The organism is Marinobacter adhaerens HP15 (assembly GCF_000166295.1).
GTDB lineage: Bacteria > Pseudomonadota > Gammaproteobacteria > Pseudomonadales > Oleiphilaceae > Marinobacter > Marinobacter adhaerens.
This window is the reverse complement of sequence record NC_017506.1, coordinates 3,605,899-3,630,809: the sequence shown is the minus strand read 5'-3', so window position 1 is coordinate 3,630,809 and position 24,911 is coordinate 3,605,899. Positions and strand designations below refer to the sequence as shown.

Below are 24,911 nucleotides of genomic sequence, written 5' to 3'. Positions count from 1 at the left end.
AATAGGAAAGAGGTTTATGTCCGCGACAACATCGTTTGACTGGCAATCCACACCGGCGGCTGTCTGGCGTCGGCATCGGTCGGGGCTGCGCGCCATCCGACGGCTCGATCCGGTGCAATGGCAGGATCTGAAGGGCATCGACCGACAGCAGCAGGCTCTGGCCCGCAATACCGAGCGGTTTCTGGCCGGTGAGCCCTCCAACAACGCGTTGCTCTGGGGCTCACGCGGCACCGGCAAGTCGTCGCTGATCAAGGCGCTGTTGAACCGCTACCAGGAGCGAGGGCTGCGGATGATCGAGGTGGACAAGGATGATCTGGTCAACTTGCCGGAAATTGTCGATGAGATCTGCGAGCTGCCGTTCCGGTTTGTGATCTTCTGCGACGACCTGTCGTTTGACGTTGGTGAGTCCAGCTACAAGGCACTGAAAAGTGTGCTGGAAGGTTCCCTGGAACTGCCCCCGGAAAATGTGAGGGTGTATGCCACCTCCAACCGCCGCCATCTGATGCCGGAATTTATGTCCGATAACCTCAAGAGCGAGATGCGCGACGGTGAGCTGCACCCGGCCGAGGCCATCGAAGAGCAGGTGTCCCTGGCGGACCGGTTCGGTCTTCAGCTTTCATTTTATGCGTTTTCGCAGGCTGTTTACCTGCAGGCGGTGGACGCGCTGTTCCCCGACTTTGATGATCGGGAAGGCCTGCATCGGGAGGCGATCCGCTTCGCCACTGCCAAGGGCGTACGCAATGGTCGCACGGCCCAGCAGTTTTACCGGCAGTTTGCCGGCGAGCAGGATCTCGGCAGGCTGAAGTAGCTACTGCCGTTTTGCCATCTTGATGAAGTGATGGTGGACCACCCGAACCCCGAGAAACACCAGGGTCATCACCACCGGAATGGCGATGCCCAGAACCAGGGTCTTGTTAAAGGCAACACCGGCTTCGTAAACCGAATCCAGCCCGAATTTGAGCAGGCCGATCAGGTAATAGGTGATGGCCACCACCGAGAAGCCTTCCACCGTATGCTGCATCATCAACTGGATCTTGGAGCGCCGGTCCATGGAGCTGAGTAGTTGCTGGTTCTGGCTCTGAATGGCCAGTTCCACCCGGGTGCGCATCATGTCCGAGGCACGGTCGACCCGTCGGGAAAGGTCTTCCAGCCGTTCGCTCACCGCTTCGCAGGTTTTCACTGCCGGAGTCAGTCGGCGGGTCATGAATTCGGTCAGGGTCAGGTGGCCGGAGAGTTCGTCTTCCCGCAATTCTTCCAGGCGGGTCAGTACCAGCCGGTGATAGGCGCGGGTGGCAGAGAAACGGAACGTGGAGTGGGCCCGGAAGGCCTCGATACGGGCCGCAATGTTGGTCAGTTGGGCCAGCAGTTTTTCTTCGTCCACATCCTCATTTTCCGCCAGTGACCGGGTGATCACGGCCAGTTTTTCATCCATATCGTTCAGTGACGGTGTGATTTCCCGGGCAACGGGGAGTGCCAGCAGTGACATCAGGCGGTAGGTTTCGATTTCCATCAGGCGCTGGGTCAGACGGCCCAGCTGGCTGTCCGACATGTGGTGGTTCATCACCATGAACCGGCCAAAGCCGTCACTGTGTAGCCGGAAGGTGCCCCATACCCTGGCGGCACCCTCCTGGGGACTGCTCCCGACCAGTCGCATGCCTTCGAAGTGCTTGCGTACATAGTCCAGGTCGCCTTCGGTTCCGTCAGCGGCGGGCCGTACTTCCAGGTGGAATGCCGCAATCACTGTGCCGGTCAGCTGTTCCAGCCACCCCTCGGGCAACGGTGTAATGCCGGTCTCGCTAAAGGGTGTTTCCTCACCCGCAGCCAGGTTGATAAAGGTGTAGGACGCGAATTCCATGTGCATCTCGCGACGCACCCGCAGGGCACCGAAGGTATGTTCAAAGCAGCCCACCTCGTTCTCCGGTACCGGATGCCCCATCAGCCGATGGAGTTCCTGCAGGTGCCGGAATTGTTCCTGCCGTTGCTCAGGTGTTGTCAGAACCGCCATCTGGGTAACCCGCGCCGGTGTCGGTAGCACCTGGAACGGCCTTGAGTGCAGCTCGTTGTAGAGATCGTTCCGAAGCGGGTGAATGTCGAGGGATTCCAGGCGTGCGCTCACGGCATGGTGGTCCTGTGGTCAAGAGTGGATAGCTGGGATCATAACCCGGAAGCACACACCGTCAATGCCACCTTGGGCGCGGTTCCGGGCTTCCACATGGGCACCATGGTAGTCGGCAATCAGGTTGACAATGAGTAGCCCCTGTCCCAGGTGGCCCTGTTCCTGGCCGTCCCGCATTGAAACGAAGGGGCTGAAGATGTCTGTTGTTGTGTCTTCGGGCAGCGTTGAACCCTCGTTGAAGACCGATAGACACAGACCTTCCGAAGTTGTCTCCAGGCCCACCTCAATCAGGCCATCCTGTGGTGTGAAATCACGGGCGTTGTCCACCAGCTTGTCGAGCAGTTGCACCATCAGTTCTGGCGAACCCGTGATCTTGCAGCCTGCCTGCGGCCCCGAGTAGCGGATCTGATGGCTGCTGTCGAGGGCCTGATACGCAGCGGTTGCTTCTGCGGCCACCTCCGCCAGATCGAACTGTTCTTTATCCGCATGGTCCAAGCTCTGTTCCAGGCGCGCCGCTTCGCTCATGCCGTGGAGTATCTGCCGGAGGCGTTCGGTGGCGGAAGCGGCCCTTTCGATGTATTGCCTGCGCTCTTCCTCCGAATCGCTGTGGTTGAGGTTTTCCAGCGAGGAGCGAACCACGGCGACAGGTGTTTTAAGCTCGTGAGAGAGTCGCCGGGAGAAGCTTTCCAGGTAGCGGTTGTACCCGTGGAGACGATCTACCATCTGGCTGAAGTGCCGTTGCAACTGGCCCAGTTCGTCCTTGCTTCGGGCATCCGGCACTCTGCCCGTGATCCGGCCGTCTTCATCAATACTGGCGCTGACAGCACGCTGCAGTCGTGTAATCCGCCAGGAGAGCCAGCTGGCATAGCCAAGCAGAACCAGGGTGAGAGCAACAATGATGAGGGTGCTGCGGGCAATGACCGAGCCGAGGGCAGAGCCGGAGAGGGTAAGAAGCTGATCCAGCGATTGCTCCAGAATCAGCGTGCGGCCACCGAAAACCTCCCGGGTGGTCAGCAGCCAGACGCTGTCATCTTCATGACGGACCAGGCTCGTTTCCGGTAGCGCCTCAACGTCCACACGGTTGGTGTCGGTTTCGATTGAGGTGGGTTCTGGCTGGTACAGGCGCACCAGGCCTCTGAGTGCATTGAGACTGATCTTTTCGATCACCTGCACCGGGCTGAGACTGTCGAACTCTGGCGCTGTGACGGCTGAGTCAGCCTGTTGTCTCGCGATGACCCATCCGGCCGGTTCAACCAGTCGGGCCTGCTGGCCGGGGTTAAGTTGTGGTTCCAGCTGTCGCTCCAGGGCGAGATTTCGACTGACCAGCACCGGCAATGGATCAACCGACGTGGAGACGCCGGTTACCTGATCACTGCTCCATAAGGCCGCAAAACCCAGGCGGCTGCGGTCGACTGGCATGGGCAGTTTCAGTTCCAGCTGCCAGCCATCGCCGGCGCCCTGCAAAAAGCCGGAGAGGCGATAGTCAGGCTGGCCGCCTTTCTCTTCAAGGCCATAGAGCTGGCCGGGAGCCGGTGTGCGCAGTAACCAGGACTGCCGGCCGGATTCCTGGGCCAGGTTGCCGCCAGAGGGCTCCAGCCAGAGCCTCAGCCGGTCATGGGCCTGTTCCGGGCTGCCGGGATTAAAGAACACGGGTTGCCGATGGCTAACGCGAATCAGCAGATACAGGTTCCGTCTATCGGTAGCGGCCTGCCATTGCAGAGCCGTTTCCCCGGCTTTGCCGCTGGCGACTCTTTGCCAGTTTCTGGTCTGGTTTGCCTCGTCATATCCTGGCCAATCGTCAGCGTAACCATCCAGGTTCAGGTTGCCGGCAAAAGGTTCCACGTAGATGGCAGGCTCACCGGGCCGGACCACCGGCGTGCCGATGATCTGATCGCCGGCGGTCGCGGCCAGTCGTTCGGCCTGGGCCTGGAGTTGCTGCCGGGCCTGTTGGCGCAGGGCATCGTCCAGCTCCAGAACAAACTGAAGGCCCGCCCAGGGGATCAGCAGCATCAGAAGGCTGGCAACGAACAGCTGGCGCTTGAGATTCAAGGCTCAAACCTCACGGGCGTTCCACCGGTAGCCCATGCCGTAGGCGGTCTGTATGCCGTCAAAGGTTGCGTCAATCTGCTGGAACTTGCGGCGGATACGCTTGATGTGGGAGGTGACCGTATTGTCATCCAGCACCGTGCTTGCGGCTTCCATCAATTGTTCCCGGCTGCGGACATGGCCGGGGTGCTGAACCAGTGAGTGCAGCATCCAGAATTCAGTGACGGTCAGGTCGATGGGCGTTTCATCCCAGGCCACTGTCATGCGATCCACATTGAGGGAGAGTTTGCCCCGCTCGAGCACCTCGTCCGGTTTCTGCAGGGCTTCAGCCCAGGCGTCGGCCCGCCTGAGCAGGGCGGTAACCCGGGCCAGCAGGTGGTCCAGGCTCATGTCCTTGGTGACGTAATCATCGGCCCCAAGGCGCAAACCGTGGACGGAATCGATGTCGCTGTCGCGGGCGGTCAGGAAGATAATCGGCAGGGTCTGGGAAAGTGATCTCAGGTCCTGACACAGGGCAAAACCGCCTTCCGGTTCATCGCCCAGCCCGACGTCGATAATGGCCAGGTCGGGTAACGACTGACGCAGCACCTGCCAGGCGGAAGCCCGGTCGCCGTGGGCGCTCACACGATAGCCACGGCGCTCGAACGCAGCGCGATAGTTGTCGCGGATGGCGGGTTCGTCTTCGATCAGTACAACGTGTTTCTTCATGGTGGCGGCTGCTTCCCCTTGCCGGTGTGTGCCTATTTAACCACGGCAGGTGTTGATAACAAGTTCGAAGGGCGTTGTTGCCACAATTCATCATTTTTCGAGGGCGGTTTGTCGCAATCTGCCATGGGAGTTCCTTTCCGGATTGCTGAAATGGCGGTGTTTCGCACAGTCATGCAGTCACAAGGATTCCCTCATGATTATTTCCAGTTCCCTTCTAAAGCTTTATTCACGTCCCTCCGCTAACAGCGGCCAGCGAATCCGGTTAAAGCGCTGCCTGGAGGGCATCAGCCTCTGGCTCGCCGTGATGTTGATGCTGTTTGTCCACCCACTCTATGCCGAGGCGAATGAGACCGACAACGTTGGCCAGTTTCATTTCGTTGACGGCCAGGGTCAGTGGCAGGAGCCGGCCCTGGTTCTGGAGAGCGATTTCGATGTGCGCATCAGCGGTTTGATTGCCGACTCCCGGCTGCTGAGGCGTTTTCGAAACACCAGCGACCGGTGGCGGGAGGGCGTGTTTGTGTTCCCGCTGCCGGAAAAGGCCAGTGTGTATGGACTGACCATGAAAGTGGGCGAGCGGACGATCGAAGGCAAGGTGCAGCCGAAGGAGACGGCGCGCCGGACCTATGAGAAAGCAAAACAGGCCGGGCAGCACGCGGCGAATGTCGAGAAGCAGCGGCCGAATCTGTTTACCGCACGGGTGGCCAACATTCCCCCGGGGGAGACGGTATCGGTGGAGCTGAAGTATCAACAACCGGTGCAGTATCAGGCCGGCGTGTTCGAACTCACTGTGCCAACCACGCTGACGCCCCGTTACATGCCGGGAAAGGCGCTCAGTGCAGCGCCGGATCAGTGGCAGGGTGGTTGGGCAGTGCCGACGACCGAAGTGCCGGACGCCGTTGCCATCAGTCCCTTTACGGTCAATCCGGGTGATGTGGCGGACGATAGCCATCGGGCGGTGATCAATCTGGTGATTGATTCCGGGCTCCCCCTTCAGAGCGTCTCCAGCCCGTCGCACCGACTTGCGACCAGTCAGGACGGCCAGACGTTCAGCGTTCGTCCCGATGGGGGCGAAATCCTTATGGACCGGGACTTTGTGGTGCGCTGGCGCCCGGTTGCCGGGCAAGAGCCCTCGGCAGCGGTGTTCCATCAGTCCTGGGAAGGAGAGGACTACCTCATGGCCATGCTGGTGCCTGGAGAAAGCGGTGCCATGGCGTTGCCCCGGGATCTGGTGTTCGTGATCGACACCTCCGGTTCCATGGCGGGCGAATCGATCCGCCAGGCCCGAGATGCTCTTCAGGCCGGTCTGGGCACACTGACACCAAGGGATAGGTTCAATGTCATCCAGTTCAACAGCCAGACGCATTCCCTGTTCATGCAGCCTGAAGTGGCCACCGGTAACAACCTTGCCCGGGCGCGCCAATATGTGGATCGCCTTCGTGCCGACGGTGGCACCGAGATGGCACCGGCCCTTTCCAGAGCCCTGGAAGGCGGAGGCGAGACTGAAGACGGCGCACGGGTGCGCCAGGTCATTTTCATTACCGATGGCGCGGTGGGAAATGAAGCTGCGCTGTTCCGGCAGATCCGCCAGCAGCTTGGAAACCAGAGGCTGTTTACGGTGGCTATTGGCTCTGCGCCGAACCGGCACTTCATGCGCGAAGCCGCCCGCTGGGGGCGGGGTACCTACACGGCGATTCACTCGCCTTCCGATGTGGATGGACCTCTGCAGGCCCTGTTCTCAGCCATGGAGTCACCGGTTCTGACCGATATCGGGGTCAACTGGCCCGGCCAGAAAGCCGGTCAGGAATCGTTTCCGAGACGCCCGGGCGATTTGTTCCAGGGCGAGCCGCTGATTCATGTGGTTCGTGGCGTCCCGGCCATGGGGCAGCTGGAGGTGTCGGGGCGCCTGCCGGGTGGCAGGGACTGGACCAGAACGCTCGATCTGCAGCAGGCCGCTCCCGCAACGGGGCTGCATCGGCATTGGGCGAGGGAGAAAATCGACAGTTTGGAGGATGAGGCTAAGGTCACAGGCCGGGAGCCGGATGAGGCCGGCCTGACCGAGCTGGCGGTTCAGCACGGCCTGATGTCTGCCTACACCAGTTTTGTGGCCGTGGATTCCACACCCGCCCGAAGTTCAGAGGCGCCCATGGAATCGGATAATTTGCCCACTCTTCTACCGGCGGGCAGCCAGGCGGGCATGCTGCGCTATCCACAGACGGCAACATCGGCACCATTGCTTATCGCGCTCGGTTTGGTGGGGTTGATGTTTTCACTGGCGATTGTGCTGCTGCAGAGGAGGGCGTTCGCATGACCCGGCTTCTGCTTCTGTTATTGACCAGCTCTGCTACCTTGTTGGTATTCGGGTTATGGATTCCGCTCAAGGCGGTTATCGCCCAGGAATTACTGGCGATCGCCTGGGCTGAAAGCCAGGCCCGGCAGACGGAATCGCGCCCCTGGCCCTGGGCGGACACCTGGCCGGTAGCCCGGCTGGCTATTCCGGAACTGAACGACTCGATGATTGTTCTGGCCGATACCCATGGTGAGAGCCTGGCCTTTGGGCCGGGCCGATTAACCGGAGGCGCAGATGTCGGGGGAGCCGTGATCATTGCCGGGCACCGGGATACACATTTCCGGAGCCTGAAGGCACTGGAGACCGGCAATGAGGTGCGTCTGCAGGGCAGGGATGGCCGTTGGCAGAGTTACCTGGTGGAGGGTGTTCGGGTGGTGGACAGCCGTTCAGAGCTGATCGATACCCAGCGTCTGCCAGAGGGGACGCTTCTGCTGGTGACCTGTTACCCGTTCGACAGTGTCGACGCCGGTGGGCCACTGCGATACGTCGTCAGAGCCTCGGCAAAGGGTAAACAAAGGGAACAAATTGACACTGTTGCCGGAATATAAAGTTGGCGTACACTTGTGCGCCAAAATTTCGCTGCAGAGTTTGGTTGCATGGGTATTATCAGAAAACTGCTGGCGTGGCTGAGCGTACCGATCATTTGCCTGTTCGCGCTCGTGTTCTACGCGGCGAGGCCGTTCAATCCGGACAACAACCGTATCCTGGCGCGCGTCGTCGCTCGTTTCGGGCGGGCGGTTCTGGGTATGGAGCGCCCTCTTGAAGGCTGGGAAAACATGCCGCAGGACCGGCCTACCGTCGTCATTGCCAATCACCAGCACAATGACGATCTGTTTGTTGTGGGCGACTTGTTGCCGCCGCGCACCGTCACGGTTGGTAAATCGTCACTGGTCTGGGTGCCTTTCTTTGGTCAGGTCTTCTGGCTGGGCGGTAACGTTATCCTTAATCGCGGACGCTCCCACAAGGCTATCGCGGTCATGAAGGCTACCAGCAGTGCCATCGCACGGGATCGAAAGAGCCTCTGGGTGTTCCCCGAAGGCACTCGCAGCAGAGGCCGGGGACTGCAGAAATTCAAGAAAGGCGCGTTTCACGCAGCGGTAGCATCGGGCGCGCCCATCACCATGGTCTGTGTTCAGGAGTACGCCGATGAGGCCGTCGGCTGGACCGGCCGGCGTGAGTCAGTGGCCATTCGGGTTTTACCGCCCATCGAAACCGAGGGTCTCACGGCTGATGATATTCCGGAGCTGATCGAGCGTTGCCACAAAAAAATGTCGGAGACGATTGCCACATTGTAATCGCCTCGTCTGGAAGTGCTTGAAGCACTTCGGTAAACAGGGCAGTCTTGCGGGACTGATCGTTTCGTTCAACGACCCTCAGGGAGAGGCAAGAGATGAATCTGATTCTGTTTTTGATTATAGGTGGTGTGGCCGGTTGGCTGGCTGGTTTGATCATGAAGGGCCGTGGTTTTGGCATTCTGGCCAACATCGGTATCGGTATTGTCGGCTCGTTTCTCGGCGGTTTTGTGTTCCGCCTTCTCGGTCTGGCGGCCCAGGGTGCTGTTGGTGAGCTGGTCACCGCAACGGTAGGCGCTGTGTTGCTTCTCGCTATTGTTAGTGCAATCAAGAAGGCCTGAGCATGATCGTACCCGTAACCGGAGTGTTTGCCGCAGTTATCGGCATTCTTTTGCTGGTGTTGTCGGCGCAGGTCGTCAAATTTCGTCTGAAGTACAAAAAGGGCCTGGGCGTCACCGATGATCGGGATTTCGAGGCCGCGGTCCGGGCCCACGCCAACCTGGTGGAGTATGCGCCACTCGGTCTGCTCATGCTGGCTATCGCTGAGCTCAACGGCGTTTCCAGTACTCTGATTTACTGGACCGGTATGGCGCTGGTGGTTGGCCGCATTCTTCATGCCTTCGGCATGATCAACGGTCGCGGTGGCACCCATTGGGCCCGTATGATCGGCATTCTGCTGACCTGGCTGGCGATTCTGGTGACAGCCTTATTGCTGTTGTGGAACGTCTGGCAGGTCTATGGCTGAACAGGGTTCTTGAAACCTGGGGTACGGAGAAAGAGGGGGCCAGGCCCCCTTTTTTTGTGGAACCGTTATCCCGGATTGCCGCTCAGAGTGCCTGGGCGACATCCATGTCCATGTATTCCAGTTCTACTCGGCGGTTGGCAGCCCTGTCTTCCGGCGTTGCCAGAGGGCGCGCTGAGCCCCAGTGCCGCATTAGAATCCGGGATTCCTCCACGCCTTCCTGAATGAGACTTCGCGCCACTGCATTGGCCCGCAATCGTGACAGAAACTGGTTGTAATCCTCCGAACCGAAGTTGTCGGAATGGCCATGAATCCGCACGCTCACGGAAGGATGCTCCTTCAGGTAGGCGGCGTGCTGTTGCAGGAAGGCAATGTCATCCTTGTCCAGTGAGTGCTTGTTGAAGCCGTAATGGAACTTCATGCGGTGCGGGCGTCTGGTCCCGGCATCGTAAGTGGCAGCGGTGAAGCCTGCGGCCATCGCAGCATTGGCGATCAGGCCCGGGTTATCCAATACAAGTACGGTCATCTGAAAATCCTTGGTTCGGTATCCGGTTTTTCTTGTTATTCCTGTTCACTATTGGCCGGAGCAGGAATAACGGCAATTGGCGAAAAGTCGATACATGTCCCGGCACAGTCCGTCGCTGGAAATGATTTAATGTCATTTGTGTGACGCGCCAATGACAGTCTCACCGGTAGTCCGGGCTTTTCCGACTCTGTGGGGTGTGCCACATTTCCGGGATTGACCCATAGCGACCTTTGCGCTGGATTCCATTTGAGCGCGAAAAGAAGGCGTGGCTGTGGTAAAAAGCAGACTTTCAGGGACAGATTATGATGAATTGTGACCGCCCATGCTGATTATCCCCGCCGAGAACGCCATCAACTGGAAACGCCCGCCCTGGGTCACCCTGGGCCTGATCATGGCCTGCCTGCTGGTTTTCCTGTTTTATCAGGGGGACGACAGCCGGAAACTCGAGCAGGCCGTTGAACAGTACCTGGCCGCCGACCTACATGAGCTGGAGGCGCCGGCCTACGAGGATTACCTGCAACGGCAAATCCAGTTCCAGGGTGAAGAAGGCCGGGTATACGAACTACAGCAGTTTCAGCAACTCCGGGAAGAGAACGAAACCTTCTGGCTGGCCATCAATCTGATGATGGACCGGGAGTTCTACCAGTATCTGCTGCAGAACCGTGATGTGATCTGGGCGCCGACAGAAAGGGCCCGTTGGCAGGAGCAGCGCACTGCGATAGAGCAGCAGTACATCCAGAAGCTGAGTGCCAACCAGTTGGGACTGGTTCCTGCCGATCTGTCACTGTATACCCTGATCACCTACCAGTTTCTGCACGGCGGCTGGGGCCACATCATCGGTAACCTGATCTTCCTGTTCCTGCTGGGATTCACCGTTGAGAAAGCCCTGGGGCCGGGTCGGTACCTGATTGCCTATCTGGTTTGCGGTGCCTTGTCCGGTCTGATGTTTACCGCGGTTTCGGCGGGTAGCTATGTACCCCTGGTGGGTGCCTCGGGCTCGATCTCCGGCCTGATGGGCATGTACGTAGCCATTTATGGCCTGCAGAAGATCCGTTTCTTCTACTTTCTCGGCGTTTACTTCAACTATTTCCGTGCTCCGGCTATTGCTCTGTTACCGGTATGGGTGGGCAAGGAAATCTACGATTACTGGTATGCCGGTGCCACCGGTATCGCCTACATGGCCCACGCTGGCGGTCTGATCGCAGGTGCCGGTCTGGTCTGGCTGCTTGGCAAAAGCTGGCTGCAGGTGCGAGAGGAATTTTTCGAACCGGAAGAGGAAGAGCAGGATGCCCGGTTTACCACCGGTTACGCCCAGGCCATGGCCAGCCTCGGCCGAATGGAGTTCGATTTGGCCCGGCGGCAATTCGAGGCTCTTCGTGAGCACTATCCGGAACGCCATATTCTGCTGGAACACCTTTACCAGTTGGCCAAACTCCGCCCGGACTTGCCTGAATATCGTGATCGCGCCATAGAGCTTATGAACGATGCCCTCAGCCGGCGCCAGCCAGAGCAGATGATTGCTATCTGGCAGGAATACCTGGGTAAAGGGGAAAGCTATCAGCCGTTATCGGCGCAGGACCATAACCGGGTGTTGTTTACCAGCCTGAAACAGCATGATCTGAAAGCTGCCGAGAAAGCCTTTGAGCGATTGAAAAGCACCGGCGATGACATGCTGACAACCGAGGCCTGTCGGTTGCTGGTGGAAGAGTTTGAGAAGCGTCAGATGGCACCCAAAGCACGCCATTATCGCCAATTATTGCAGGCCAATTGACACAGTTCGGGGCAGGGTATGGGGGCGGCTTCCCAAAACACGCTGTAAATACATCCGTGTACGCTTGGCTCCGCCATCCCTGGCTCCGCACAGTTTTGGGAAGCCGCCCCCATACGCTGCCTTACTCCTGAACCGAAAAAGACGCCTTGGGACCCTTCAATGGCTCTTTATTCTGCGCCTGCTGCAGATAAACCGTAATCTGCTCATGCAGCGGATGATTCACGCATTTTTTCTGGATAAACGTCAGGAAGGCCGTCGCTTTTTCCCACTGGGACAATCCGTTGGCCAGGGTCTGGGCCACCAGCAGATAGGCCGGCGCCAGCTGCTCGCTGTCCGGAAAGCGCTTGTGGAAATCCTGAAGCACTCGCAAGGCCGGTTTGAACTGGCCCCGGTGATACAGGGCCCGGGCGCAGCGCACTGAAAGGTCCGGATCCTCCAGTTTGAAGCCGGGTTCTGCTTTCTGGATCGTATTCAGCACACCCGCGATGCCTTCTCCGTCGTTGCGATCGGCCAACCAGCCCAGGATTCGTGGGTGGTAACGGTAGAGCTCGTCGGTGTCCTGGCGGGCTGTGAGTAGCTGGTACAGCTGGCCGATTCTCAGGGCGTTGTCCCGGTCCCGCTTCAGTGCTTCCTTCAGCATGCTTTGCACCCGGTCGTAGTTGCCGTCTTTCAGGTTCATGTCGATATCGGCATCAAAACGGGCGCTTCGGTCGCGCTGGTGGGTGTCCTGCCCGGCGGTTTCATCCTGGATATCCGAGGCGAATCCCAGCTCTTCCTGATACTGGAATAGCAGGTAGCCCAGCATGTGGAACAGAATCAGTGTGAAAGTACTGTTCAGGAAGCCGGCCAGGGGCTGGGCCACCCAGAACGGAAAGTGATTAACCGCGAAGTCCTGGGCCGCGCCCGAGGCGAGGGTCAGCAGGATCAGGTAGCCGTAGAGCAGGAAATAGGGGGTGCCGATTCGGGAGATCAGCACCGCCAGATTCATCGGATTCACCGCCGCGCCCACCGAGCGCTCCATGGCAAGCACCATGATGCTGGCCGGCAATGCCAGGATGACAAACGCCAGCGCCAGCAGCATCAGGATGGGGCCGCCGAGCATGGCAGCCGCGCCAACCAGCCCGCCCATCAGCACGAAGACCAGCAACTGCAGGATGACAATATCAAACCCGCTGCCGGTGAAGGCGACGGACACGGCGGGCGGTTTCAGGTGGCCTTCAGCGGTGTGGTTGATCACCGCATAGGTGTACTTGAAGAGCGCAAGCGCCAGCACCAGCCAGATCAGAATGCCGATCAGGTTGGCGGGGGCGACTACCGGCACCAGGGTACAGATGGCGATCACGATCAGCGGATCGGTATGGAACGGGTAGCGGAAGAACGCGCCGAGTCGCTGCCAGAACGGGACCACTTCGGTGGCGGCGCCCAGGTATCGCATGGCCTTGCTGCAGTGCGGACACAGGGCCCGACGCTGTCGGGTATCGGCGTCGGGCATGCAGCGGCTGCAGTAGTGAATCTGGCACTCCCCGCAGTGCCATTTGGCAGGGTCGCCGGGGTGATAGTGGCAATCGTGTTTCACAGGTGCTTGTGTCCTGGTCCATCAGAAAATCGTTGGCTCATGATGACAGATGTCGGTTTTGATCGCAGCAAACCAGTTAACAGGTAGACTATTGTCAGTTCCCGGGCGTATCCAACCGGGCACATCTGATTCTCCGGAGGTTGCTTGGAACACCCGCAAAACAGCGTAACCGGTATCGATACTCGCGAAACCCGGCAGCAGTACACCTGGCGGGACATCTTTGGGCTTGCGCTCAAGCACAAGCCAAGACTGGTGCGTGCCAATCTGCTGGCTATCATGGCCACCGTGATGAGTGTGCCGGTGCCACTGCTGCTGCCGGTTCTGGTGGACGAAGTGCTGCTGGACGAGCCTGGCCCTGTGTTACCGGTAATGGATTCCTTCCTGCCGGGGAGCTGGGAAACACCGGTGGTCTATATCGGCCTGATGGTTGTGGTGGCATTTCTGCTTCGTGTGGCGGCACTGTCGTTCAACGTTTTGCAGTCCCGGGAATTTTCCAAGGTTTCCAAGGATGTGGTGTTCCGCATCCGGTCCCGCCTGCTCGGGCGTTTGCAACGGGTGGCCATGTCCGAGTACGAAACTCGCGGCTCGGGCGGAATCAGCAGTCACTTTATTACCGATCTGGATACCGTAGACCAGTTTCTGGGTACCACCATCAGCCGTTTTCTGGTGGCGAGCCTGACAGTGCTGGGTACCGCTGGGGTCCTGCTCTGGGTGCACTGGGAGCTGGGCCTACTCATTCTGCTGTTCAATCCGCTGGTCATCTTCGCCACGATTCTGATCGGCAAGCGGGTCAAGGAGTTGAAGCGCCGGGAGAACAGCGCTTACGAAGACTTCCAGGGCGACCTGACCGAAACCCTGGATGCGATTCACCAACTGCGGGCGGCTAATCGGGAAAAGCATTACCTTCGCCAGCTGATCGACCGCGCCCGCAACGTGCGGGACCACGCGATCCAGTTCGAATGGCGCAGCGATGCAGCCAGCCGGGCCAGTTTTGCCCTGTTCCAGTTCGGCGTCGACGCGTTCCGGGCCGCCGCGATGGTAACCGTGCTGTTCAGCGACCTGAGCATCGGCATGATGTTCGCCATTTTCGGCTACCTCTGGTTCATGCTGACGCCGGTTCAGGAAATGCTCAACATGCAGTACGCCTGGTTCGCCGCCAATGCGGCGCTCGGGCGTATCAACCGGTTGCTGGATCTGAAAGAAGAGCCCCGCTATCCGGCGCTGGAGAACCCGTTCCGCGACCGTCATACCGTGGGGCTTACCCTGCGCAATATCCATTTCGCTTATGGCGAGGAGCAGGTGCTCCGGGGCATCAATCTGGAGTTGGCGCCCGGCGAAAAAGTGGCCCTGGTGGGCGCCAGCGGTGGCGGCAAGTCGACTCTGATTCAGGTCATCCTCGGCATGTACACACCGCAGCAGGGCGAGGTGTTGATTGATGGAGTGCCTGTTGAGCGCATTGGCTTGCCCTGCCTTCGTGAACATGTCGCGACCGTGCTTCAGCACCCGGCGCTGTTCAACGATACCGTTCGCCAGAACCTGACCCTTGGCCGGGACAAGCCCGATGCCGCGCTCTGGGATGCCCTGCGAATCGCCCAATTGGACGGCACGGTTGCGGCAATGCACGACCAGCTTGATACCGTTATCGGCCGACAGGGGGTGCGCCTGTCGGGCGGACAGCGTCAACGCCTGGCCATTGCCCGGATGATACTGTCAGAGCCTTCAGTGGTGATCCTGGATGAGGCCACCTCCGCGCTGGATGCGGAAACCGAGTTTCAGCTCCATCGGGATCTCGAAGCTTTCCTCAAACAGCGCACCACCCTGATCATTGCCCATCGCCTCAGCGCCGTTAAACAGGCAGATCGTGCCTGTGTTTTCGAAGATGGCCGGATTATCGAAGAGGGTCACCACGACGAGCTCATTGCCAGGGAAGGGCTGTACGCCCAACTTTATGGCGAGCGCCAGATGTAGTCCTGTTCCTAAAGTTTACTTCTCATTACAACAAAAAAAGATCTGTCGCTTTTTGCGTCCGTAAAAGATTGCAAATGCAAGTTCTAGGGGCTGAACGTTGCGCAATGCACCTATAGCCCGGTTTCAAACTTCTCTGCAAACTTGCGCCGATCTTTCACGGACAGGAAAAGTGAACAGGAAAACGACAAGTATTCTGCTTTTCGCCACAGCTTTCTTTTTGGCACTTGCGCTCCCGGTGATGCCGTCGCTGCTCAACAACAGCGGCTTTTACGGGATGGCGATTGATGAGCCGGGAGAGAACCTGACTGGCTACCAGCCTCCGCAGAATGGACTTTCCGTTATTTTCTTTGGTTATCGCCAGTGCGGAACCGTTTGCCCGGTTCAATTGGTCAATCTGATGGAGCTGAGCCAGCTTTTGGATGGGGCTGAGGTCGAGTTCCTGTTTGTCACCCTTGACCCGGAAAACGACACGCCGGAAGTGCTTGGTCAAACCATGGAAAGTCTTGGGAAGGCGTTCAGATTCTACCGGCCGGAAACTCACCGGGCCGCTCAAAAACTGGCTTCAACTTACAACGATTTTGCCGTTAAACAGCGTAGTTCCGAGGATGATCTCATCGCTCACAGCGCACATCTGCATGTAGTGACGGGAGAGTTCCGCAGAAGGCTGGTTTACACAACACCAGATCTGAATCTCAAGCTGGTTGAACAGGATCTTCGCCGCTTACTAAAAGACAAAAATAGCGAGAGTTCCATATGACGACCGCAGTAAACAGTCAGTCTTACGAAGTTGAAATCCGGGAGCGCACCGATCGCCAGATGTTGTTGATCCTTCTGGCGCATATTCCGGTGGTCGGCTTGCTGGTGCCGATGGGCTATGGCACCACTATGTTCGCTCTGATTGCGTCTTTGCTGGTGGGAGGTCTTGCAACTGCCGGCTTCTTTACGATGCGTGGAACAAGGGCCTTGTCGTCACTGTTCGCAATCTGCCTGATGCTGTTCTCGGCCATCATGATCCAGGCGCAGTTGGGTCGTATTGAAATGCATTTCCACATTTTTGCTGCGCTTGCCCTGGTGATCATCTATCGGGACTGGCTGCCCGTGGTGGTCGGTGCTGCAACGATAGCGTTGCATCATGTCGCATTTACAGCGCTTGAACTGGCGGGTGCCACATTGGGCGAGATGCCGATCATGATCTTCAACTATGATTGCAATTGGTCCATTACCTTCCTGCATGCTGCATTCGTGGTTTTTGAGTCTGCAATTCTCGTCTTTTTTGCGATCCAAATGGGGGCAGAGCAAAGGCAGTCGTTTCAGATTATTGACATTATACGGACGTTCGATGCGGATAATGATCTTACCTCACGTCTCGATGGCGCAGACAAGTCCGTCACGGCCAGCTCCTTCAATAACATGCTCGACAGGTTTGTCGAACTCATCGCCCGGCTGAAAGAGCTTTCTGGTCAACTGCGTTCGAACGCTGATGACATGACCAGTGTCAGTGACACAACCACGCAGATTGCCAACGAGCAGCAGGTTCAGACTGATCAGGCGGCCACGGCAACCAATGAAATGTCCGCCAGTATCCAGGAAGTCGCCAGTAACGCGCAGCTGGCGTCGGACGCGGCCAGCAATGCTTCCGCCGCAGCCACCAGAGGTGGTGAGGCCATGGCTAACGCGTCGAAACTCACGGAGTCTACCGATGAAGCTCTTGAAAGCAGTGCTAATCGGGTTGATGAGCTGAGCGAAAAAATCGAATCCATTTCCTCTGTCGTCGGCTCTATCAATGCGATCTCCGAACAGACCAACCTGCTGGCCCTGAACGCCGCCATCGAGGCGGTAAGAGCCGGAGAGCATGGCCGTGGATTCTCCGTGGTGGCGGATGAGGTCAGGGCGCTTTCCCTGAGAACCCAGGAATTTACTGACCAGATTCGGGCTACCGTCGGCGAACTGAGCGACATATCAGAAGCCACCAAGGCTTCGATGGAGATGGGCCGGACCCGTTCTGCCGAGTCAACACGGGCCATGCGAGAAACTGGCGAGGCAATTCGCGAAGTTGAAGCAGCCATCGGCGAGGTTTCGCGAATGAATTGCCAGATCGCATCGGCCTCGGAAGAGCAGGCAGCCACGTCGCTTCAGATCAATGAGAACATTCATTCCATCGCCAACCGGAACAACGATGTGGTATCCGAGGCGGAGCGGGTCAGAACCATGGCTTCAGACCTTGAGGCGGTCACCGAAAAACTGAATGAACTGGTGAAGCTGTATCGCATCTAAACCTTCCAGGAACTGATGTCGGAGAGTCGTCCGGCTCTCCTACATTGGTCTGATATTCACCGCGCTGATGCCGAACATTCATCGGCCCGCGGTTGAACTCTCGTTAATTGCTGCAATAGTTAAAGGTGACTTCACGCTGTGGAGTCCTTTCATCAGGCTATTGCCCGGTATGGGATTGCTTTCCCGGTCGATGCGTTGCTGAAAGGGCTTCGAAAGAGCCTTCCGGAATACGCGGATAACGACGAAAAAGGAGGCACCACATGTCGAACGAAAGTCTCAGTAAAGACAGTCTGAATACCCTTTCCAGCCTGGATGCTGGCGGTAAAACCTTTCATTACTACAGCCTGCCCAAGGCTGCGGACACTCTCGGCGACCTGAATCGCCTGCCGTTTTCGCTCAAAGTGCTGATGGAAAACCTTCTGCGCAATGAGGATGGCACCACCGTGGACAGAAGCCACATTGATGCCATGGTGCAGTGGATGAAGGATCGTCATTCCGACACTGAAATCCAGTTCCGGCCTGCCCGTGTGTTGATGCAGGATTTCACCGGCGTGCCCGGCGTCGTCGACCTGGCTGCCATGCGTGAGGCGGTCCAGGCAGCCGGTAAGGATCCGGCGATGATCAACCCGCTGTCGCCGGTCGACCTGGTGATCGACCACTCGGTAATGGTGGACAAATTCGGCGACGCGTCCTCGTTCAAGGACAACGTAGCCATCGAAATGGAACGCAACCAGGAACGCTATGAGTTCCTGCGCTGGGGCCAGCAGGCGTTCGACAATTTCCGTGTGGTGCCGCCGGGCACGGGTATCTGTCACCAGGTGAACCTGGAATACCTCGGCAAGACCGTCTGGCAGAAGGACCAGGACGGCAAGACCATCGCCTACCCGGACACCCTCGTGGGCACAGACTCCCATACCACAATGATCAACGGCCTGGGCATTCTTGGCTGGGGCGTTGGCGGCATCGAAGCGGAAGCCGCCATGCTGGGCCAGCCGGTCTCCATGCTGATTCCGGAAGTGGTGGGCTTCAAGATCACCGGAAAGCTTCGGGAAGGCATCACCGCAACAGATCTGGTGCTTACCGTCACCGAAATGCTGCGCAAGAAAGGCGTGGTTGGCAAATTCGTGGAGTTCTACGGCGACGGCCTGAAGGACATGCCGGTGGCAGATCGGGCCACCATCGCCAACATGGCCCCGGAATACGGCGCCACCTGTGGTTTCTTCCCGGTAGACGAGCAGACCATCAAGTACATGCGCCTGACCGGCCGTGAGGAAGAACAGCTGGAGCTGGTGGAAGCCTACGCCAAGGCCCAGGGCTTGTGGCGTGAGCCCGGCCATGAACCGGTGTACACCGACAACCTGGAACTCGACATGGGCGAAGTTGAGGCCAGCCTTGCCGGCCCCAAACGCCCGCAGGATCGTGTCGCCCTGAAGAACATGAAGTCCTCCTTTGAGCTGTTGATGGAAACTGCCGAGGGGCCTGCCGAGAACCGTGAGGCCAACCTGGAATCCGAGGGTGGCCAGACCGCGGTGGGCGTGGACGACAGCTACAAGCATCATGCCAGCCAGCCCCTTGAGATGAATGGCGAGAAAAGCCGGCTGGATCCGGGTGCGGTCGTCATTGCGGCGATCACTTCCTGCACCAATACGTCGAATCCGAGCGTTATGATGGCCGCAGGCCTGATCGCCCAGAAAGCGGTCCAGAAGGGACTGAGCACCAAGCCCTGGGTCAAGACATCGCTGGCGCCGGGTTCCAAGGTCGTCACTGACTATCTGAAAGTGGGTGGCTTCCAGGACGATCTGGACAAGCTCGGCTTCAACCTCGTCGGCTATGGCTGCACAACCTGCATCGGCAACTCCGGGCCTCTGCCGGACGCGGTAGAGAAAGCCATCAGTGATGGTGACCTGACCGTGGCCTCTGTGCTCTCCGGCAACCGGAACTTTGAAGGCCGGGTGCATCCGCTGGTGAAAACCAACTGGCTGGCATCGCCGCCCCTGGTGGTTGCCTATGCGCTGGCGGGCAACGTGCGCCTGGATCTCTCACAAGATCCGTTGGGCAACGACAAGGATGGAAACCCGGTGTACCTGAAGGACCTCTGGCCGAGCCAGCAGGAGATCGCTGAAGCGGTGGAGAAAGTGAAGACCGATATGTTCCGTAAGGAATACGCGGAAGTCTTCGATGGCGACGCCACCTGGAAGTCCATCAAGGTGCCAGAAAGCAAGGTGTACGAGTGGTCTGATAAATCCACCTACATCCAGCATCCGCCGTTCTTCGAAGGGCTCAAGGAAGAACCGGACGCGATCGACGATATCAAGGATGCCAACATACTGGCACTGCTGGGCGATTCGGTGACTACCGACCACATCTCACCGGCCGGTTCCTTCAAGCCGGACACCCCTGCCGGTAAATACCTGCAGGAGCACGGTGTCGAGCCGAAAGACTTCAACTCCTATGGCTCTCGCCGGGGTAACCACGAAGTCATGATGCGTGGCACCTTTGCCAATGTGCGTATCAGGAACGAAATGCTCGACGGTGTGGAAGGCGGTTACACCAAATTCGTGCCCACGGGCGAACAGATGGCGATTTACGATGCCGCCATGAAGTATCAGGAGAAAGGAACGCCGTTGGTGGTCATTGCCGGCAAGGAATACGGTACCGGCTCCAGCCGTGACTGGGCGGCCAAGGGTACCCGTCTGCTGGGTGTAAAAGCTGTGGTGGCCGAATCCTACGAGCGCATCCACCGCTCCAACCTGATCGGTATGGGCGTAATGCCACTTCAGTTCCCGGAAGGCACGGACCGCAAGAGCCTCAAACTCACCGGTGAGGAAACCATCAGCATCGAAGGCCTGTCTGGTGAGATCAAGCCGGGACAGACCCTCAAGATGACGGTGAAGTACAAGGACGGATCCACGGAGACCTGCGAGCTGAAATCTCGCATCGACACCGCCAACGAGGCCGTCTACTTCAAGCATGGCGGCATCCTCCATTACGTGGTGCGGGAAATGTTGCGCACTGCCTGAGTGGACAGGGTGAAATGGCATAGCGGGCGGCCGCTATGCCGAATTCAAGAGATCAATGAGAGAAACGAGAGAGACATTATGACCGATCAACCGTTTCTGACCGACGTGAAAACCCTCAGAGAGCGGGCCCGCAAGCACATCGAAGAAGGAGCGCTTACCGAGGGCTACGGTGCCAACCGCGACAATGTCGTGAAAATCCTGAATGAGGCGCTGGCAACCGAAATTGTCTGCACCCTGCGTTACAAGAGCCATTACTTCCGTGCCGATGGCATCAACGCCAATGTCGCTGCCCAGGAGTTCCTGGAGCATGCAGACCAGGAGCAGCAGCACGCCGATTGGCTGGCCGAACGTATCGTGCAGTTGGGTGGGAAACCGAACTTCTCGCCCGAAGGTCTTTTAACGAGGTCCCACGCCGAGTTCGTTGAGGGCGATACATTGCGGGAAATGGTAGTGGAAGATTTGGTGGCGGAGCGGATTGCCATCGACAGCTACCGCGAAATTGCCCGTTATCTGGGAGATCAGGACCCGACCTCACGGCGGATTATCGAGGAAATCCTGGCTCAGGAAGAGGAGCACGCCGACGATATGGCCGGTCTGCTGGAAGGGCTGGACAGCTGATTCATCGTGCTTTCAGCATACCGTTTGCGAACCGGGGGCCTTATTGAGTCCCCGGCTCCGCGAGCGGCAAGGTGATCCAGAAGCAGGCGCCAGATCCCTCTTCGGATTCGAAATCGACCTCACCGCCCATTGCCTGCATCAATTCCCGCGTAATCGCGAGGCCCAACCCGGTTCCTTCCTTTGTCCTTGAAGAGGTTGAGTTCGCCTGGGCAAACTTCTGAAAAATCCTGTCCCGGAAACTCTCAGGCACACCAGGGCCCTGATCCCTGACTTCAAGCTTTGCCTCATCCCCAGATTTGGACAAATCCACCCTAACGGCAGCACCGGCCGGGGAAAACTTGATTGCGTTTGACAGAAGATTTGTTATGGCCTGGGTAAGCCGAACAATGTCATAGTTGGCATACAGGTCTCGTTCCAGGACATTCAGTTGCACCTCGACGCCCCGCTTTCTGGCCATCGGCTGGATCTCTTCGATGGCTGCCTCGGCTGCTTCATCCAGTCTCTGGACAGACGCGTCGAACGTCACGTTGCCGCTGACCAGCTTCTCTATATCAAGAAGATCGTCGATAAGATGCCGCAGTTGTTTACTGTTGCGTTGGGCAATAGTGAGCATCTGAGCGGTTTTCTCGTTGACTGGACCGGTTGCGCCGCCAAGGATCAGCCCCAGAGAACCGGATATTGAGGTTAAAGGTGTTCGTAATTCATGGCTGACGGTGGAGATGAACTGGTTCTTCATCTCATCGATTCTCTGGCGTTCATCAACATTGGTGATGTAACCGTGCCACAGGATGCTTTCATCGGGCAGAGCCTCCGGTTGTGCCAGTCCCTCAACCCAGCTCCAGCCGCCGGTATCCAGACGCACTCGGTACCGGAGCTGCCATTGAGAAAGAGTCTGTGCAGATTCCTCGATCGACTTGAGCAGCTCGGGAAGGTCATCAGGGTGTACCCGGGCTATGGCTTTGTTGGCGTCGATAGCCGCTTCTTCAACGTCAATCCCATAGATCTCTTTAATGCCTGGGCTGGTGTAAGGAAAACTGCTGTGTCCGTCAGGCCACAGGCGGTATTGGTAAAGCATACCGGGCGCCTGGGTTACCAGTTTGTTCAGGGTTTCTGTGCGCTGGACGCGATAAAGGGTATCGGCCACCCAGTCTGCAAAGAGAGTGACGAACATTTCTTCTGTGGCACTGAACGGGCGATGTCTGGGCGAGTGCGACGAAAAATTTACGGTTCCAAAGATCTCGCCGTCGATCCAGATAGGCGCTGCCAGATACGTCTCCAGCCCGAAGACCTCGTAACACGGGCGGTTGGTGAATCCGGATTCGGCCATGTTTTGAATGGCAAACAATTTATGGCTGGATTCGAGGAGCAGGGCGCAATAGGTTTGTTCGAGGGGTAAGGTCGTGCCGTTTTCGATTGGGTTAGTGCCACGGGTGAAATGCCAGTGGATGGTATACACCGTGTCGGTGACCCGGCTGACAATGCCGGTTTCAAGACCAAGATAGTCGCAGGCGATCCTCAGGGCTCTCGCCGCTCGCTCATTGGTGTCACCGGCAGAATCCAGGACGATCTCGGTCAGCACGTTCAGCGCTCGGGTGCGATCCTCGGAGTGGTCCCGGATGGCACCGATCGAGAATTCCCGTTCCACCAGATCTGCCAGATCCCTCAAGATTGTTTTGTCTTCTTCTGAAAAGGATCGGGGCTTGCGATCGATGATGCAGAGCGTTCCAACCCTCTGTCCCTGAGGGTCGTGGAGCGGAGCGCCCGCATAAAACCGGATATGGGGATCGCCAGTTACCAAAGGATTATCAAAGAAGCGTTCGTCGTTGAGTGCGTTCTCAATGACAAGTGTTTCCTCGCGCAGCACAGCATGTCCGCAGAACGAGATATCCCGACCGGTCTCTCTGGCATCCAACCCCCGGCGCGACTTGAACCACTGTCTGTCCGTGTCAATCAGGGATACGAGCGCGATGGGGACGTTCAGGGTTCGGGCGGCAAGCCGGGTCAGCCGGTCGAATCTTTCCTCAGGGGGTGTGTCAAGGAGAGCCAGCTCCTCCAGGGCAGACAATCGGAAGGGTTCGTCTGGTGGAACGTCAGGTGCCTTCACGGTCGCTCCCTTTCTCCGAGTTATCGGGTTTGCACGCTGGCAGCTGTACCCAGAAACGCGCCCCGTTGTCATAATAGTAACCAACTTCGCCGCCCATCAAGCCCGCCAGCTCCCGGGTGATTGCAAGGCCCAGGCCGGTTCCCGCCTTCGACCTTTCAGTACCTGATTCAGCTTGGGCAAAGCGTTGGAACAATCTGTCAGAAAAGGTTTCCGGGACGCCAGCGCCCTCATCTGCGACCGTGATCCTGATCTGGTTATCCGGAGCATAACTGGACCAGATGCGAACAGTTCCATCCACCGGCGAGAACTTGATTGCGTTGCTGATAAAATTATCCAGTATCTGGCGTAACCGCAGTGGATCAGCCATGAGCCAGTGCTGTTCGCAGTCCTCGGGCTTCAGTGGGATCCGATAATGCCGTGCCATGCTGTCGTTGCCTTGACAGGCCTCATGGACTGCCCGCTGCACCTCGATCTGCCCGAGATGAATGGGCATCCGGCCAGCCAGTGCCTTGTTGAAATCCAGCAGGTCTGAGATCAGGTGCTGAAGCTGTTCGCTGTTGCGGAACGCAACATCGACCATCGCCCGTGCTTTTGGGGGCAACTCGCCCGCTGCGCCCGCCTGCAACAACTTCAGGGAACCGTTAACGGATGTGAGTGGGGTTCTCAATTCATGGCTGACGGTGGAGACGAACTCATCTTTCAGGCGGTCGAGTCCCTCCCGTTCCCGCATGAGAGTGTTGAACGCCTGGGCAAGATTACGGATTTCCGGGGGGCCGGACTCCGAGACGCGACCGGTGGCAGAACCATCACGGCTAATGGCTCGTATTTTCTTCGACATTATTTCCAGAGGACGGGTTGCTGCGCGAGTAAGAATCAGGGCTGTGACCGCTAACAACACGGTAGCCAGAACGCTTACCACGAGAAACTCCCGAAACGAGGCCCAGGCCGGGTTGGTGGCTTTCTCGTAGGGCACGGCGCGCAAAAACATCCAGCCGACTCTCTCGAGGTGTTCGGTGGCATAGATCCATTTCTTGCCTTCGTTATCGGTGACAACGCCGGAGGTCACACCAGAGAGGGCCGCGTCGACGATGAGGTTTTCGCCCGGGGCCGGTAGTTCAGGAATCGGCGCGTTTGATGACAGCGAATCGACCTGAATGAATCTTTCAGTGTCCAGTACCTGAAATATGGTCTGCGAATCACCCAGGGTGGTTTGAGGCACTATCCGGGATTCCTCGAGATTCACAATGCCGCCGGCAAACCCGACCAGATCGCCATCATCGGTTTCAATCGGGGCCACAAACGACAGCAGTGGGAGGCCCGTCTTTCGGCCGATGATTGGGCTGCTGATAACCGGTTGCCTGCTTGTCATTGCTCGCCGGAAGTGACTTCTGTCTGCGTAAGAGGTGCCAATGCGGCCCGGCACAAAAGTGTTTTCCGCGATGGCTACGGCATTTGCATCCATCACGGTAAGGCCTTCCTTGAAATAAGTGCTCAGAGTGGGTTGACGCCCCATCAGGTTTTTAATGCGGTCAAGAGGGATGAGGTTTTTGCCATCTGTCAGCGTTGCGGCAAAGGCCTGCAAGGCCGTCAACCGGATCTCGAGCGAACGGTTGACTTCGTCTGCAACGCCCCGCGTTTCAATCAGCTGTTTCTGGCTGAGAACGCGTTCGAAGTCCTTCAGCAACTCGTTGTAGGCAGTTCCCAGCAGGATCAGAACGGTAATAGCGCTTGTCAGGAGGGTTATAAGTGCAATTCGGGTGCCGAGGGACAGACGTTTCAAAGTACTTCCTTGGAAGAATAGCC

At 58.1% G+C, this 24,911-nt stretch carries 19 protein-coding genes; 12 read left to right on the top strand and 7 right to left on the bottom strand.

Annotated features, from left to right (window positions below):
• The first annotated feature begins 16 nt into the window (after positions 1 to 16).
• Positions 17 to 808, top strand: coding sequence for an ATP-binding protein (locus HP15_RS17090; protein WP_008175767.1), 792 nt, complete (start codon positions 17 to 19; stop codon positions 806 to 808).
• Here HP15_RS17090 and HP15_RS17085 read toward each other — a convergent pair whose 3' ends face one another.
• From HP15_RS17085 to pdsR, 3 genes are read right to left on the bottom strand one after another with little or no spacing between them, the layout of a single operon-like run.
• The gene (locus HP15_RS17085; RefSeq protein ID WP_014578625.1) at positions 809 to 2,116 is read right to left on the bottom strand and encodes a DUF3422 family protein; all 1,308 of its coding nucleotides are present in this window, start codon (positions 2,114 to 2,116) and stop codon (positions 809 to 811) included.
• Between the two features lie 18 nt (positions 2,117 to 2,134).
• Positions 2,135 to 4,165 carry an ATP-binding protein gene (locus tag HP15_RS17080; RefSeq protein WP_014578624.1) on the bottom strand — a complete coding sequence of 677 codons (2,031 nt, stop codon included), beginning with the start codon at positions 4,163 to 4,165 and terminating at the stop codon, positions 2,135 to 2,137.
• A 3-nt stretch (positions 4,166 to 4,168) separates the two neighbouring features.
• Entirely contained in the window at positions 4,169 to 4,870 is a 702-nt protein-coding gene (pdsR, locus tag HP15_RS17075) for a proteobacterial dedicated sortase system response regulator (protein ID WP_014578623.1), read from the bottom strand.
• A gap of 193 nt (positions 4,871 to 5,063) precedes the next feature.
• Here pdsR and HP15_RS17070 point away from each other — a divergent pair, with 193 nt between their 5' ends.
• The 5 genes from HP15_RS17070 (at position 5,064) to HP15_RS17050 (ending at position 9,254) form a co-directional block, all read left to right on the top strand.
• A complete protein-coding gene (locus HP15_RS17070) occupies positions 5,064 to 7,178 on the top strand; it encodes a marine proteobacterial sortase target protein (protein WP_014578622.1) in 2,115 nt (704 codons plus the stop codon).
• A complete protein-coding gene (locus HP15_RS17065) occupies positions 7,175 to 7,765 on the top strand; it encodes a class GN sortase (RefSeq protein ID WP_014578621.1) in 591 nt (196 codons plus the stop codon). Before HP15_RS17070 ends, HP15_RS17065 begins: the two co-directional genes overlap by 4 nt.
• A 48-nt stretch (positions 7,766 to 7,813) precedes the next feature.
• Positions 7,814 to 8,512, top strand: a complete 699-nt coding sequence (locus HP15_RS17060; RefSeq protein WP_014578620.1) for a lysophospholipid acyltransferase family protein — start codon at positions 7,814 to 7,816, stop codon at positions 8,510 to 8,512.
• Between the two features lie 95 nt (positions 8,513 to 8,607).
• Complete coding sequence (locus HP15_RS17055; RefSeq protein WP_008175780.1) at positions 8,608 to 8,850, top strand: GlsB/YeaQ/YmgE family stress response membrane protein; 243 nt, start codon at positions 8,608 to 8,610, stop codon at positions 8,848 to 8,850.
• A gap of 2 nt (positions 8,851 to 8,852) precedes the next feature.
• Positions 8,853 to 9,254, top strand: a complete 402-nt coding sequence (locus HP15_RS17050; protein WP_041645712.1) for an MAPEG family protein — start codon at positions 8,853 to 8,855, stop codon at positions 9,252 to 9,254.
• A gap of 82 nt (positions 9,255 to 9,336) precedes the next feature.
• Here the strand turns inward: HP15_RS17050 and HP15_RS17045 are convergent, their stop codons facing one another.
• Entirely contained in the window at positions 9,337 to 9,777 is a 441-nt protein-coding gene (locus HP15_RS17045) for an OmpA family protein (protein WP_014578618.1), read from the bottom strand.
• A 322-nt stretch (positions 9,778 to 10,099) separates the two neighbouring features.
• Here HP15_RS17045 and HP15_RS17040 point away from each other — a divergent pair, with 322 nt between their 5' ends.
• Positions 10,100 to 11,548, top strand: coding sequence for a rhomboid family intramembrane serine protease (locus HP15_RS17040; RefSeq protein ID WP_014578617.1), 1,449 nt, complete (start codon positions 10,100 to 10,102; stop codon positions 11,546 to 11,548).
• A 121-nt stretch (positions 11,549 to 11,669) separates the two neighbouring features.
• On the opposite strand, the gene HP15_RS17035 is transcribed toward HP15_RS17040, so the two are convergent.
• Positions 11,670 to 13,124 carry a hypothetical protein gene (locus tag HP15_RS17035; RefSeq protein WP_014578616.1) on the bottom strand — a complete coding sequence of 485 codons (1,455 nt, stop codon included), beginning with the start codon at positions 13,122 to 13,124 and terminating at the stop codon, positions 11,670 to 11,672.
• Positions 13,125 to 13,268: 144 nt separating this feature from the next.
• Here HP15_RS17035 and HP15_RS17030 point away from each other — a divergent pair, with 144 nt between their 5' ends.
• From HP15_RS17030 to HP15_RS17010, 5 genes are all read left to right on the top strand, one after another.
• Positions 13,269 to 15,092 (top strand): ABC transporter ATP-binding protein, encoded by a 1,824-nt coding sequence (locus tag HP15_RS17030; RefSeq protein WP_014578615.1) that lies wholly within the window; start codon positions 13,269 to 13,271, stop codon positions 15,090 to 15,092.
• A 169-nt stretch (positions 15,093 to 15,261) separates the two neighbouring features.
• Positions 15,262 to 15,849, top strand: a complete 588-nt coding sequence (locus HP15_RS17025; RefSeq protein WP_081449849.1) for an SCO family protein — start codon at positions 15,262 to 15,264, stop codon at positions 15,847 to 15,849.
• Complete coding sequence (locus HP15_RS17020; protein WP_014578612.1) at positions 15,846 to 17,366, top strand: methyl-accepting chemotaxis protein; 1,521 nt, start codon at positions 15,846 to 15,848, stop codon at positions 17,364 to 17,366. Before HP15_RS17025 ends, HP15_RS17020 begins: the two co-directional genes overlap by 4 nt.
• Before the next feature lie 260 nt (positions 17,367 to 17,626).
• A complete protein-coding gene (gene acnA / locus HP15_RS17015) occupies positions 17,627 to 20,386 on the top strand; it encodes an aconitate hydratase AcnA (RefSeq protein ID WP_014578610.1) in 2,760 nt (919 codons plus the stop codon).
• Positions 20,387 to 20,464: 78 nt separating this feature from the next.
• A complete protein-coding gene (locus HP15_RS17010; protein ID WP_008173036.1) occupies positions 20,465 to 21,004 on the top strand; it encodes a ferritin-like domain-containing protein in 540 nt (179 codons plus the stop codon).
• A 40-nt stretch (positions 21,005 to 21,044) separates the two neighbouring features.
• On the opposite strand, the gene HP15_RS17005 is transcribed toward HP15_RS17010, so the two are convergent.
• Both HP15_RS17005 and HP15_RS17000 read right to left on the bottom strand, forming a co-directional pair.
• Positions 21,045 to 23,108 carry a GAF domain-containing sensor histidine kinase gene (locus HP15_RS17005; protein WP_041645710.1) on the bottom strand — a complete coding sequence of 688 codons (2,064 nt, stop codon included), beginning with the start codon at positions 23,106 to 23,108 and terminating at the stop codon, positions 21,045 to 21,047.
• Entirely contained in the window at positions 23,095 to 24,888 is a 1,794-nt protein-coding gene (locus HP15_RS17000) for a sensor histidine kinase (RefSeq protein WP_014578608.1), read from the bottom strand. The genes HP15_RS17005 and HP15_RS17000 overlap by 14 nt, the downstream gene beginning before the upstream one ends.
• Positions 24,889 to 24,911: the final 23 nt, after the last annotated feature.

Coding starts and splice junctions, on each gene's coding strand:
- HP15_RS17090 (WP_008175767.1), top strand. CDS start 17: ATGTCCGCGACAACATCGTTTGACTGGCAATCCACACCGGCGGCTGTC.
- pdsR (WP_014578623.1), bottom strand. CDS start 4,870: ATGAAGAAACACGTTGTACTGATCGAAGACGAACCCGCCATCCGCGAC.
- HP15_RS17070 (WP_014578622.1), top strand. CDS start 5,064: ATGATTATTTCCAGTTCCCTTCTAAAGCTTTATTCACGTCCCTCCGCT.
- HP15_RS17065 (WP_014578621.1), top strand. CDS start 7,175: ATGACCCGGCTTCTGCTTCTGTTATTGACCAGCTCTGCTACCTTGTTG.
- HP15_RS17060 (WP_014578620.1), top strand. CDS start 7,814: ATGGGTATTATCAGAAAACTGCTGGCGTGGCTGAGCGTACCGATCATT.
- HP15_RS17055 (WP_008175780.1), top strand. CDS start 8,608: ATGAATCTGATTCTGTTTTTGATTATAGGTGGTGTGGCCGGTTGGCTG.
- HP15_RS17050 (WP_041645712.1), top strand. CDS start 8,853: ATGATCGTACCCGTAACCGGAGTGTTTGCCGCAGTTATCGGCATTCTT.
- HP15_RS17045 (WP_014578618.1), bottom strand. CDS start 9,777: ATGACCGTACTTGTATTGGATAACCCGGGCCTGATCGCCAATGCTGCG.
- HP15_RS17040 (WP_014578617.1), top strand. CDS start 10,100: ATGCTGATTATCCCCGCCGAGAACGCCATCAACTGGAAACGCCCGCCC.
- HP15_RS17020 (WP_014578612.1), top strand. CDS start 15,846: ATGACGACCGCAGTAAACAGTCAGTCTTACGAAGTTGAAATCCGGGAG.
- acnA (WP_014578610.1), top strand. CDS start 17,627: ATGTCGAACGAAAGTCTCAGTAAAGACAGTCTGAATACCCTTTCCAGC.
- HP15_RS17010 (WP_008173036.1), top strand. CDS start 20,465: ATGACCGATCAACCGTTTCTGACCGACGTGAAAACCCTCAGAGAGCGG.